At 48.8% G+C, this 10,906-nt stretch carries 15 protein-coding genes and 1 CRISPR repeat array; of the genes, 8 read left to right on the forward strand and 7 right to left on the reverse strand.

From position 1 onward, the window contains the following. The first annotated feature begins 101 nt into the window (after window positions 1–101). Both L2082_RS15795 and L2082_RS15800 read left to right on the forward strand, forming a co-directional pair. A complete protein-coding gene (locus L2082_RS15795; RefSeq protein WP_446011945.1) occupies window positions 102–629 on the forward strand; it encodes an ABC transporter ATP-binding protein in 528 nt (175 codons plus the stop codon). A 211-nt stretch (window positions 630–840) separates the two neighbouring features. After that, window positions 841–2,118, forward strand: coding sequence for an alpha/beta hydrolase (locus L2082_RS15800; protein ID WP_446008499.1), 1,278 nt, complete (start codon window positions 841–843; stop codon window positions 2,116–2,118). Between the two features lie 37 nt (window positions 2,119–2,155). Here L2082_RS15800 and L2082_RS15805 read toward each other — a convergent pair whose 3' ends face one another. Then, on the reverse strand, window positions 2,156–2,776 hold the full coding sequence (locus L2082_RS15805) for a retron system putative HNH endonuclease (protein ID WP_446008498.1): 621 nt from the start codon (window positions 2,774–2,776) through the stop codon (window positions 2,156–2,158). Then, entirely contained in the window at window positions 2,773–4,032 is a 1,260-nt protein-coding gene (locus tag L2082_RS15810) for an AAA family ATPase (protein ID WP_446008497.1), read from the reverse strand. Before L2082_RS15810 ends, L2082_RS15805 begins: the two co-directional genes overlap by 4 nt. Before the next feature lie 175 nt (window positions 4,033–4,207). On the opposite strand from L2082_RS15810, the gene L2082_RS15815 reads away from it, so the two are divergent. After that, window positions 4,208–4,687 (forward strand): PIN domain-containing protein, encoded by a 480-nt coding sequence (locus L2082_RS15815; RefSeq protein WP_446008496.1) that lies wholly within the window; start codon window positions 4,208–4,210, stop codon window positions 4,685–4,687. Next, window positions 4,680–4,868: a hypothetical protein gene (locus tag L2082_RS15820; protein ID WP_446008495.1), complete on the forward strand. Its 189-nt coding sequence runs from the start codon at window positions 4,680–4,682 to the stop codon at window positions 4,866–4,868. The genes L2082_RS15815 and L2082_RS15820 overlap by 8 nt, the downstream gene beginning before the upstream one ends. A gap of 90 nt (window positions 4,869–4,958) precedes the next feature. Here L2082_RS15820 and L2082_RS15825 read toward each other — a convergent pair whose 3' ends face one another. The 4 genes from L2082_RS15825 to L2082_RS15840 form a co-directional block, all read right to left on the reverse strand. Then, complete coding sequence (locus L2082_RS15825; protein WP_446008494.1) at window positions 4,959–5,273, reverse strand: carboxypeptidase-like regulatory domain-containing protein; 315 nt, start codon at window positions 5,271–5,273, stop codon at window positions 4,959–4,961. Between the two features lie 19 nt (window positions 5,274–5,292). Next, on the reverse strand, window positions 5,293–5,883 hold the full coding sequence (locus L2082_RS15830) for a hypothetical protein (RefSeq protein ID WP_446008493.1): 591 nt from the start codon (window positions 5,881–5,883) through the stop codon (window positions 5,293–5,295). Window positions 5,884–6,015: 132 nt separating this feature from the next. Further along, window positions 6,016–6,333: a hypothetical protein gene (locus tag L2082_RS15835; protein WP_446008492.1), complete on the reverse strand. Its 318-nt coding sequence runs from the start codon at window positions 6,331–6,333 to the stop codon at window positions 6,016–6,018. 40 nt (window positions 6,334–6,373) lie between these two features. After that, on the reverse strand, window positions 6,374–7,447 hold the full coding sequence (locus L2082_RS15840) for a DUF4469 domain-containing protein (protein WP_446008491.1): 1,074 nt from the start codon (window positions 7,445–7,447) through the stop codon (window positions 6,374–6,376). Between the two features lie 179 nt (window positions 7,448–7,626). Here L2082_RS15840 and L2082_RS15845 point away from each other — a divergent pair, with 179 nt between their 5' ends. The 3 genes from L2082_RS15845 to L2082_RS15855 all read left to right on the forward strand — a co-directional run bounded on the left by L2082_RS15845 (window position 7,627) and on the right by L2082_RS15855 (window position 9,748). Further along, window positions 7,627–7,827, forward strand: coding sequence for a hypothetical protein (locus L2082_RS15845; protein WP_446008490.1), 201 nt, complete (start codon window positions 7,627–7,629; stop codon window positions 7,825–7,827). A 252-nt stretch (window positions 7,828–8,079) separates the two neighbouring features. Further along, a CRISPR array of direct repeats spans window positions 8,080–8,752; the repeat unit is 37 nt; unit sequence GTTGCAACGACCTACCCTATGAAGAGGGTATTAAGAC. A gap of 491 nt (window positions 8,753–9,243) precedes the next feature. Continuing rightward, window positions 9,244–9,531 carry a BrnT family toxin gene (locus L2082_RS15850; protein ID WP_446008489.1) on the forward strand — a complete coding sequence of 96 codons (288 nt, stop codon included), beginning with the start codon at window positions 9,244–9,246 and terminating at the stop codon, window positions 9,529–9,531. After that, entirely contained in the window at window positions 9,515–9,748 is a 234-nt protein-coding gene (locus L2082_RS15855; RefSeq protein WP_446008488.1) for a hypothetical protein, read from the forward strand. Before L2082_RS15850 ends, L2082_RS15855 begins: the two co-directional genes overlap by 17 nt. 172 nt (window positions 9,749–9,920) lie before the next feature. On the opposite strand, the gene L2082_RS15860 is transcribed toward L2082_RS15855, so the two are convergent. Further along, on the reverse strand, window positions 9,921–10,151 hold the full coding sequence (locus L2082_RS15860; protein WP_446008487.1) for a hypothetical protein: 231 nt from the start codon (window positions 10,149–10,151) through the stop codon (window positions 9,921–9,923). A 240-nt stretch (window positions 10,152–10,391) separates the two neighbouring features. Here L2082_RS15860 and L2082_RS15865 point away from each other — a divergent pair. After that, a partial coding sequence (locus L2082_RS15865; protein WP_446008486.1) for a rhodanese-like domain-containing protein occupies window positions 10,392–10,906 on the forward strand: 515 nt, incomplete at its 3' end.

Here is a 10,906-nt window from a genome sequence, read left to right on the forward strand (position 1 = left end):
GGCTGTGAAGCGTCGTCCAAAGGCCTACCCTCGTTTGACAGTACCAAGAAGACAAACGGCGTAATCCTGTGGTCAACCACTTAAGGTCGTGCCATTACTTTATGGGCCATAATATCCTCAAATACAACACCGACAAGGTGGTTTCCAGGCTGGGGATTTCCCATGTACCAGAGGGCCGGATGATTTTTGGTAACCTGAGCGTGACCGAGAACCTCACCCTGGCCGCCTTTGCCCGTAAGGATACAGAGGCTGTGGTCAAGGATCGAAAGTGGGTTTTTGACCTCTTCCCACGCCTGGAAGAACGAAAAAATCAGCTTGCTGATACCCTGAGCGGTGGAGAGCAACAGATGCTGGCTGTGGGCCGGGCCTATATCAGCGGGAGAAAAATCATGCTGCTGGATGAGCCTTCAATGGGGCTTGCCCCTCTGCTGATGCTGGATATGTTTGAATCGCTGAAAGAGATCAACCGGACCGGAACCACTATCCTGCTGGTGGAGCAAAACGCCCGCCTTGCTCTGAAATTTGCCAAACGGGGCTATGTGCTGGAGAATGGAAAATTGGTGCTGGAAGGCAGGGCCGAGGATTTGCTGGATGATCCTGCGGTCAAGAAGGCGTATTTGGGGGCCTGATGTTTTGGAGCAGGAGCGCCACCCTTTGCCAGGCAAGGGTAACGGTAAAACGTATATAAAATCAATCGACTCTGGTCCCATTGATCTTGACAGCAAGATATAGTTTTAAGCCCAACAACTCACTATAAATCCCATGACTCCGTTCAAAAAAATCATCTTTTTCCTTCTCTGCATTCTCCCTGTCATAAGTGCGTGCGCAAACCGTGATCCTTTGTACACCCCGACAGGCAGGGCCGCTTTTGTTCCCGAGCAAGACACTCCTTTCTCTGAGTATATTCAGGACAGCCGGGAAAATATTGAACAGATCCTGGACAAGGTACGCCCTGATAACGGTGAACGAAAATATCTTGGCGGCTATACCAATGCCCAGGCCGCATCCATGCGCAGTCCATTCCAACTGCCTGCAAACAAGAAGGAACGATGCAGTGAGGGTGGCAAAGGAGCAGGCAAGGGGTTTCTGCTCATCCACGGACTCATAGATTCGCCCTATCTGCTGAGCAATATTCGGGACTCTTTGCACAGGCAATATCCCTGCGCCCTGATCAGAGCAGTGTTGCTTCCGGGAGACGGTACAGTGGTCGGTGATTCCCTGGAAATGGATCATAAGGAGTTCAGGCGCATCGTCGAATACGGGGTCAAAGGGTTTCAGGAGGATGCGCAGATAGAAGAACTTTATCTTGTCGGATTTTCCGCAGGCACTACCCTGGCTATTGATTATATGAAGAACCACCCCTCAGCAGCTCAAAGATTGCGAGCCGATAAGATAACGGGCCTGATTCTCTTATCCCCATCAATCAAGGCAAAGTCGCCTTTTGCTTTTCTGGCATCGTTCATCAGCTTGTTCAAGGATTGGGAGAGTCGTTTTGACGAAGAAGATGCTGTGCGCTACGAATCCTTTTCCTACAATGCGGGCGCTGTGTTCTATGCCCTGACCCGTGACATGATGGACCCGGAATATGCGCTCAAGGTTCCTGTTCTGATGGCGGTTACAGCCGATGACACGACAGTTGATGCCGAGGCGGCCCGGCGATTTTTTTGTTCTTCAGATGCGGCGCAACAGCGGGTGCTTATATGGTATCAGTCCATTGATCCGGCCGTGAACAACCGTATAGCCCAGGCAGCAGACCTCCAATGCGATACTGTTCTTGAGATCCCGCTGGAGGAGATGAAAGAGGAGTTTAAGACCGTTAATATCTCCCACCTCTCTATTCCCATTCGCCCGGAGGATCCTCATTACGGGCTTCACGGCAGATACAGGCATTGCCGGAAATACGCTGCAAGTCCGGCAGATCTTGCGGCCTGCCGGGATGAGGAAGAAGATAACCTCTTTGGTGAAAATAATGTGGAAGAGCTGCCAGCGGATCTCAAGCCGCAGTACAGAACCCTGCGAAGGAGTACTTTTAATCCCTTTTATGAGCAGCTGGAAGCCATGCTGTTCTGCTTTACCGATACTGCCTGCTCAACGGCTGAGCTTCTGAAGAGAAAGTAAGGACGGGTATGGGAAGCAGAGGAATCTGCTCCTCTCATTACGGGATCGCGATGTCATACATTGCTGCTATAAACAAGACGACAGTAGGAAAGCCGAACGGCCAGTTGCTCTTCCTGTTCAATATTCCTGCCACAACTGTTTGCAGATAATCCGGTTCCGGTCCGTTGCCTCCATTATCTAATGCCTTAATGATGCTTTTACGTCGGTCTTTCAATGTGGCACAGTTCAGCCCCAGTTGCTCAATGGTTTCCGAGGCCAACTTGTCTTCCTTATCCGAGGGGATCATCCTTCCGTCAAGAGTGTAGGTAAAACGTTCTTCACAGCCTTCCGTCAGCGGTGAGACCATTTCAGGGCGGTACCACGTTCCCTTTTTGTGCCCGCAACTTTTCTTCCTGTTGCAGGAAGCCAGGAGATTACCGTAAGCAAACCTCTCCTGCGGATATCTGCTCTTTGGTTTCAGATGTTCGATATGGGAATCATCCACTGTCAGCATCACTTCACAATAACAGCACATTCCAACCTGTTCTGCAAGCAGTTGTTCTCGGAGTTCCCTGTGTTCAGCACTGGTTGAGAAATCACGCCAGTCAGCCTTCTTGTTTTGTTTTTTCCATCGACTGAACGCTTCCGGTTCTTCGGGGTGTTTTTCGATATATCTCATAAAGACAGACCGTTCTTGTGGAGCAGCATCTCCGCCCGTATTACTTCGGGGTCGCTGGGGATGTCCTGTTTAAGGGCCTTGATCAGGTCGGAAGCCTTGTCAAATTCCTCTCTGCTGATATGCTCAAAAAGGCTTTCGATATCTTCACGGATCTTCTGATTCGGACGGGATTCTTCATCCATGACTAATTCCAATACCCGATCCATTGTCATTCCGTAACTCTCATCAGGCTGTTCACAGACAATCTCATCATCTTCTCTTTTCAGAAGAAAAATTGATTCCGGCTTAACATTGCCCAGTACCTGTGGTGAGTGGGTGGTTATGATAAACTGGCAGTTGGGAAAGGAATGCAGGAGCTTGGGGATGAGTTCCCGTTGCCAGGAGGGATGCAGGTGCAGTTCAAGGGCATCTATAAGGAAGACAGCCTCTTCGTGTAAAGGATTTTCTGCTTCAGGAAAGCTCAAAGCAAGATATACTGCGATCATGGTCACAAAGGCCACTAAATGCTGTTCACCGGAAGAGAGCTGAGAAAAAAGGAGGATGTTTTCTTCTGAACCAACATTCTTCCTCAGTGTGAATTCATATAATTCTCGGTCATGAAACAGACCAGCAAAACCTGTAATCTCCTCAACGGCGTTTTTTACCAGCTGAAGAGTATGATCTCGCACAAAATGATCCTTGCCAAATTCCTTTCCACTGTCAATAAACCTTCTGAGCTTGTTATTTTCTAATGCCTCCCTTTCTGAAATCCAGTTAAAGTAATGGCTGAAATGGGTTGTGTCATTAATGATAGCTTTTATCCATGGGTCTATTTCTGCGATCCTGTTTATCGTCTTTTCACTCGGAGACCAGGTTCCGGCAAGAGCGGAACGTTCTTCAGAAAAAAATCTGTGAGGAAGCTCTGTACCTGTTCCTGGGAAATAGTCAGCAAGATCAGATGATATTTCATCAGGACGGCTGCTTGCCATAGTGGAAATGCACTGATCTCTAAAGTGCAGCTGCAACCTGAGGCGTGCCTGTTCAGTACCGAGCTGAATATCATCAGGATAGATAAGCCCCCGGTTTTCCAGCTCCTGCCGTTCGCTGCCTGCAACGTTATTCAGGCGTGCGATATCAATTGTTCTGCTCAGTGCATTGAGGATCGTGGTTTTACCGATACCGTTTACTCCGGCAAAGACATTCAGCCGGGGATGAAAATCAAGCTGCATTTTTCGGATGCCCCGAAAATTTTCTATTTCAAGTCGTTGTATTCTCATTTTGATACCCAGCATTGTTATTGCATCGACGGGATGAGTAGGTTGTGAACGTCACTGTATCATGCAGCTTGAGTTAAGCAAACAGGTATCTCACTGCGGAGTCGCTGAAGCTATTGGCTGAGAAAAAAAATCAGCACCTGTTGCCAAAGCCAAAAAGATCATCTATATTGCCTTTATGAAAAGAACGATATACATTGAAACAAGCGTCATAAGCTATTTGACTGCCGAAATGTCAGAAAATATCCGGATAAGCAGTCGTCAGCTTGTCACACATGCTTTCTGGAAAACGCTTCCCAACTATCGTGTTTTTATTTCAGATACTGTTGTCGTTGAAGCATCGTGCGGCGATGCCGGGAAGGCCGAACGTCGCCTTTGGGAAATCCGTGACTTTTCTGTTCTTGACACAAACGCGAAAACGCAGGAGCTGGCAAAATCACTTGTCAGGGAAAAGGCTGTTCCTGAAAAATGCCCGGAAGATGCAGTTCACATTGCTGTAGCGGCAGCCCACGATGTTGAATTCATTGTCACCTGGAATTTCAAGCACATCAATAATCCCTTCATGATGCGCAAAATAAGCAGTGTTGTGACGAAGCATGGCTGCTCCATGCCCGTAATCTGTTCACCGGAAGAATTCATGGAGGCGGAACATGATTGATCCTATCATAGAGGAAGTCCGAAAATACAGAGATGAACACGCCCGTAGATTCAACTACAATTTAGACATGATTTGCGAAGACCTGCGCAGTCGGCACGCCCGGAATGTGGAGCGGCTGAAGCAGATAAGAACTGCCAATAAGATTGATGCACCGGACGCTTGTCCGCAGCACCGGCATTGAGGCCATTGGCACTGAACTAAGTGCCGGGCAGCTTTGCCCAGCAGGTGAATTTGTTTGAGTAACCGGCGGAGCATCCTCCCTCTTTACTGTCTACTGTCGCTGCAGTGTCACGTCCTTTGTGTCATCTCCCTGCACCTCAATCACCTTTCTATAGATCACCTCGGTACCGTAAGATACCTCAAACATATATTTACCTTTGTCGATATTATCCAGAAGGTAGTTCCCGGTAGAAGAAGTTGAGGTCACTTCTTTTGGCTTATTGCTCTTTTTGGGCGGTGTCAAGGTAACAACGAATTCAGGCTGCAATGCAGTAGAAGGGTCTCTAACCGTTCCTTCCAGACTTGCGGCGCTGACTGTTGAGGCCGACAAGACGATAACCAGCAGAGAGAATAAATATTTGTTCATAGCTCGCTCCAATATGTTGTCAGTTGAGGAATTCATCAGATACTTCATCAATCTGGTGTTGATATTTTATGTTCTCAGTATCTTTGTTTTTGTGATATTTGAAACCTTTGAGCGGAATGTGCCCATCTTTCGCATTGTCCAAATCAGCCATTTCTTCCTGGATGATATTATCCAGTTTGTAAAGCACTGTATACTTTTCCTGTTCCAAATGCGCAGGCACTTTAAAGCTATAGTCGCGCGGGTTGTTCACGGACTCAGAATCCAAAACCACGTATACTTGAACGGTGTCATTGCCAGCTGAAACGTGTCCTTGCAGCTTCACTTTCTCTTCCTGTTTTAGCCTCTCTTGTTCCAGTGCTAGCTTGACTTGTTCTTTATCCTTTGAGGACTGATAAATCGGGTAGATCAAAGGGATGAAACCGATCATGAACAGGGCCAAGGCCGGTGCATTGGTGCGAAATGTACCGGCTGGTGTTTCAAGGGCCGTAACTTCCTGTGTCTGGCTATCTATATAGATCTTCTCCTTGTACAGCAGAAAGATTCCACCGACAACCATAATCAGGCCTGTCATAGAAGACAGGTAGTACAACAGAATAAATTGGTTCTCCATCACTTCTCCTCCTTTTGGTATGGTAATATGGACGGCTATTCAGCCACATATTTCCTTATACCATCTTCGCAGCCCAAATGTCCACCAAACTTCCGTTGTAGTCTGAGCACCATTGTCTTCAAGGCTACGTGACTATTCCTCCAGCATCAGAGGGCACCTGCCATCTTCAAATGGAGAGTCCTGGTGAGGAAAGCCTATTTCCTTCTTTTCAAGCTTGACCATAACACCGCCATTCGCCCATGCCCAGCTCCCTCTGCCGAACTGCGGCGAGTAGGCATCGCAACTTTTTCCGAGATAAAGTGTTACGTTATTTGCTTTGAAGATAACACCATGCTCGTTCTTCGTCGTGGTGTATTCAATGCCGCTCCCATCGACATAAGCAGCAAAACTGCTTGCAGCCAGTCCGAAAAAGGCAATAACCGGGATAACGACTTTGATTGTTGCTTTCATCCTGCACCTCCAACGGTATTGTTTATCTATACAACTCCGATCACGCCATCCTTACATCCAGAATATCCACCAGACTTCCAGCGTAATCATTGAGCACCATGGTCTTCAGGGCGGTGTAATCATCAACCCGGATATCCAGGCTGCTCACTGCCGAACCGGTGAAGCCGGGCAGAATGTAGACTCCGTTCCCGGTTACCGGCACAGGCAGGCCCTCGGTGCCGCCATCCCGCATATCAATCAACCTGAAGCTCAGAAGATCATCCTGCAGGTTATGCTCCACCTGGACCCGCAGACGCTCGTCCCCCGTGGGCGGGCCGCCCATGATGACCACATAGGGCGTGGCTGCGCTGCCGGTGAGGATGCCGGTCTCGGGCGGCGGCATCATGGCTGATAATGGCACCTCCAGGGGCGTGCGCAGCCTGCCGCCGTAGGTGCCGGTGCGGATGGAACCGTGTTCGGTATAGCGGGTGGTGATGGACACGGTGTACTCGTTGTTCCAGGGATGGGACTGGACCGGGATACGGGGCACGACCAGCACTTCCCGCTCCGTGATCTCTGCGAATTGACTCTGCTCCTCGCTGCCGCTCTCGGTTCCGGCGAGCACGCAACGACTTTCCGGGTCTTCCGTATCAAAGGCAAGATTATTGCCGGTGAGCCGCAACACGCCCTCCGGGTTGAGCACGTTGTTCAGCCTGGTCACGGTGTCTGCGGCGGCCTGGATTGTCGGAACCTTTTCCGTCCAGGGTTCACGGACCAGGTTGGCTTCGGCCTGCAATTCCCGGACAAGAGAACGCGAGGCCGCGATATTGAGTCCCAGGAGTTCCTCCAGAGGCGGCAACGATGAATCCGGGGTGGACAGGCGGGCATGAAAGGCGGGCCGGAAGGTCATGGCATCCTCCAGAGTGACCTGTATGCCTTCAAGCACCATTCCCAGGATCTCATGTATCCCCGACTGGAGATGAGTCTTGACCTGTTCCACCGAAGAACCGGGGTTCTTCAGGGCCACCCGTTCCGCCACCTCGTCGTAGCCCGCAATACCCTGGGGGAGAAAACGAAGCCGCCAGGTGCCGGGTTTGGTCAGAGCGTTACGTTCGATACGATAGTGGATAGCCATGATGAAGTCCTCCCTTTGGGTTTAAGATATTGATACATCCCGATATAAACGGATTTATCCAAAGTACGCAGCAGGGGGCTTGTTGTCAATAAAAATTTGGGTGATTATTGCATATTTTGGAGAGAGAGCCTGCGTGCAGGCATTGGGGCGGGGCGGAACGCGGGAAAGAGGGAAAGTGGATGCCGGCATGGAGCGATTCTCCATGCTGGGTTGGAGAGTTTCTCCATGCTACGTTGGAGAGTCTCTTCATGCTAGGATGGAAAGTTTCTCCATGCTGGGATGAAAAGTTTCTCCATGCTGGGATGGAAAGTTTCTCCATGCTGGGATGGAGCGATTCTCCATGCCAGCATGGACTGGAAGCTGCCCTGTTAATGCCTTGAAAAGGTCATGCAACCTGTTTGTTGTGCGCGAACCTCTAACGAACATTTTGAAAAGTACTGTTTTACCATTATTTAAAAACGATTTTTCAATGCGTTACGTTTTATTTGCATTTTTTTGGTTCGCACCCCTTGAAATAATGAGTAAAAGTGGTATAAAGAAGGAAGTTGTAACGGGTTGATGAAGGTCAAAAAACGAGGTTCGCGCAACAGGGTATGTAATTTTCTGGATTGTATAAGAAAAAAACAGAGACAGTTGCAACGACCTACCCTATGAAGAGGGTATTAAGACCAGGGGGTTACTACTCTTGGCTACATGCAAACTGCGTTGCAACGACCTACCCTATGAAGAGGGTATTAAGACTTCTGCATCTCCACAAACGCATGACCACGGGTTGTGTTGCAACGACCTACCCTATGAAGAGGGTATTAAGACCTCCTTGCCCTCGTACGTGTACACCTCCTCTGTGTTGCAACGACCTACCCTATGAAGAGGGTATTAAGACTGTCTCACAGAAATAGTTGGAAGTATAGTCTGTGTTGCAACGACCTACCCTATGAAGAGGGTATTAAGACCCACGCCCCCGGAGTCATGTACTTATCATAACTGGTTGCAACGACCTACCCTATGAAGAGGGTATTAAGACTCAAGCACCGTGTCCAGTACATTGTATGCCCAAGTTGCAACGACCTACCCTATGAAGAGGGTATTAAGACTCCCCGGTGACCAGCGAGCCGTCATTCCGTCGTGTTGCAACGACCTACCCTATGAAGAGGGTATTAAGACACCCTGCTCAGGTTTACCCCGCTAAGGTCTGCCTGTTGCAACGACCTACCCTATGAAGAGGGTATTAAGACGACCCGCAACCAGGGAGGCCAGGAGCGGGAGCAGTTGCAACGACCTACCCTATGAAGAGGGTATTAAGACCGGCAGCTAGGCGCGAGGCTGTTTACCGGGCATCCCCGCCCCGGAGGGGCGATTGATAATAGCCCACCGTTTTAACGGTGGGTGGCTTCTCACATCAGTTTTCTAATATAGATTCATCTATCTCCCTCAGATACCCTCTTAAAACCATATTTCAACTCACCCGGCCCGCAACTTCTTCTCCGCCTCCACAATCAAAAAAGCGATTGCCCCGGCCAGGAGGCAATACCGATGGACGCACTTTGAAACAGCTGCTGCTTCAGGGGAATTTCTCTATTGACGTGGGGAGTTCCGGTCATTATGCTGGGTGATTGATTGTCCCGGTGATAGTCGGGTGATTGAGCACGGGAAATTGCTACTTATTTAAACACTGATAGATTATGATATGAACCCAGTATACCCTCATTGCAAAAAGAAAATAACATTCATAGATACACTTGACCCTGTCCTGGTACATCAGGTAGCATGAGAAATATGAAAACAGGATAATCTGAATGAGTCTGCAATTCGAATGGGACAAAAAGAAAGCAACAGGTAATCTCAAGAAGCATAAGGTCAGCTTTAACGAGGCATGTACCGTTTTCAATGATCCTCTGGCTTTAATTTTCGACGATGAGAGGCATTCTCGTCCTGATGAACTGCGAGAAATTATCATCGGAAATTCAGCGGAAGGTCGTCTGTTGTTGGTGAGTTATACAGAGTGCTCACAAGATGTTGTTCGGATAATCAGTTCTCGTGCAGCCACAAAACATGAACGGAGGGACTATGAAGAAAAAAGATGATCATACAAGCCATGATGACCTGCAACCTGAGTATAGGTTTGATTACAGCAAAGCACGCCCCAACCGGTTTGCCGAACGGGTAAGCGGGGATAACGTGATTGTTACCCTTGATCCGGATGTGGCCCGGGTATTTTCCTCTGCTCAAGACGTGAACGCCGTACTGCGCGCACTCATCCAGAACATGCCTAAGATTGTCTCCCCGGAGAAAGTATCCTGATCCCGCTTTTGTTGCCCACAGGCAGACCTGCGTGGTGGCCATGAAAACCTGAAAACGAGCAACTAAACGCACATCAGTTTTCTAATATAGATTCTTCTATCTCTCTCAGGTACCCTCTCCAGAGCCTGTCCACCTGAAGAGCATAGCCCGGTAACCTGCGCCTGGCGCACCGTCATATGACCGTGCAATGTCCTGCTGGTGCGGAAACCGCACTCTGCAAGGCTATAAACATCTTCACCACGTCGATTTTCCGTTGACGACCCAACCAATCTGTTTTATAGATTCCTGATTCGTACTCACCACTTTTATAGCAACCTTGAGGAAAAATAATGCGCTTGCCCAAAAGATACTGAGGAAATTGTCTGACAAGGCCACCCAGGTTGGGTGTACTGACGGCACGCACATTTTTTCTTCCGTTTCCCTGATCCCCTCCCCTTTGGGCTGTATCGTTTCATGATTCGGAGATAGAATGTCTGCCAATGCCAGGCTGAGGCTGAACATTACCGAAGAAAGGAACAATGACGCTGACACCCCATGAGTTTTTCTCCTGAACGACCTGAAGACATTTCCTTTTTTGACCCCATTCCTCCCGAATACACGGGAAAAATGAACTTCTAAAACAAGGAGAACAAGAATGTCTGTTATGAAAAAAACACTTATTTGGTTAATGATTGGTGCCTTTCTGAGCTTGGGAGCCAACTCGGCCTTAGCGCTGGGATTTGGCAAGAATAAGTTTGAAAAAGAGGTGGAAAAGGAGCAGGGAGCCGTCAAACTGGCCCGTGAGGCAATGGCAGGTGGTTACGAGCTGATCACCACAGAGGAGCTGAAAAAGCTCATTGATGCAAACAAGGATGTCCTGATCATCGACACCATGCCCTATGAAGACAGTTACAAGAAAAGCCATATTCCTGGTGCAAAACAATTCCTCTTTCCGATTCCGTTAATGGAAACCTGGGACAGTAAGGAAACAGGAGGAAAAAGCCAGGATGATTATGCGGCACTGTTAGGAGACGATAAAAATAAGACTATTGGTAACCGTTCAGACCCCTCTCATTTTTTTTACGCAGCAAGAGGCAGAGGAGGCACATCCAGCCCCTGGCGCCGAGCCGTGATAACCTCAGCGAGATATTTCCACGGACAGGCGTTGCGCTTCCTACA

The sequence above is a fragment of the Candidatus Electrothrix sp. genome, from assembly GCF_052785085.1.

What these genes read in the sequence shown, in the direction of transcription:
- L2082_RS15825 (WP_446008494.1), bottom strand. Translation starts at nt 5,273, where the DNA reads ATGAACAAATATTTATTCTCTCTGCTGGTTATCGTCTTGTCGGCCTCA.
- L2082_RS15850 (WP_446008489.1), top strand. Translation starts at nt 9,244, where the DNA reads ATGAGTCTGCAATTCGAATGGGACAAAAAGAAAGCAACAGGTAATCTC.
- L2082_RS15820 (WP_446008495.1), top strand. Translation starts at nt 4,680, where the DNA reads ATGATTGATCCTATCATAGAGGAAGTCCGAAAATACAGAGATGAACAC.
- L2082_RS15810 (WP_446008497.1), bottom strand. Translation starts at nt 4,032, where the DNA reads ATGAGAATACAACGACTTGAAATAGAAAATTTTCGGGGCATCCGAAAA.
- L2082_RS15845 (WP_446008490.1), top strand. Translation starts at nt 7,627, where the DNA reads ATGCCGGCATGGAGCGATTCTCCATGCTGGGTTGGAGAGTTTCTCCAT.
- L2082_RS15815 (WP_446008496.1), top strand. Translation starts at nt 4,208, where the DNA reads ATGAAAAGAACGATATACATTGAAACAAGCGTCATAAGCTATTTGACT.
- L2082_RS15795 (WP_446011945.1), top strand. Translation starts at nt 102, where the DNA reads ATGGGCCATAATATCCTCAAATACAACACCGACAAGGTGGTTTCCAGG.
- L2082_RS15830 (WP_446008493.1), bottom strand. Translation starts at nt 5,883, where the DNA reads ATGGAGAACCAATTTATTCTGTTGTACTACCTGTCTTCTATGACAGGC.
- L2082_RS15835 (WP_446008492.1), bottom strand. Translation starts at nt 6,333, where the DNA reads ATGAAAGCAACAATCAAAGTCGTTATCCCGGTTATTGCCTTTTTCGGA.
- L2082_RS15840 (WP_446008491.1), bottom strand. Translation starts at nt 7,447, where the DNA reads ATGGCTATCCACTATCGTATCGAACGTAACGCTCTGACCAAACCCGGC.
- L2082_RS15855 (WP_446008488.1), top strand. Translation starts at nt 9,515, where the DNA reads ATGAAGAAAAAAGATGATCATACAAGCCATGATGACCTGCAACCTGAG.
- L2082_RS15805 (WP_446008498.1), bottom strand. Translation starts at nt 2,776, where the DNA reads ATGAGATATATCGAAAAACACCCCGAAGAACCGGAAGCGTTCAGTCGA.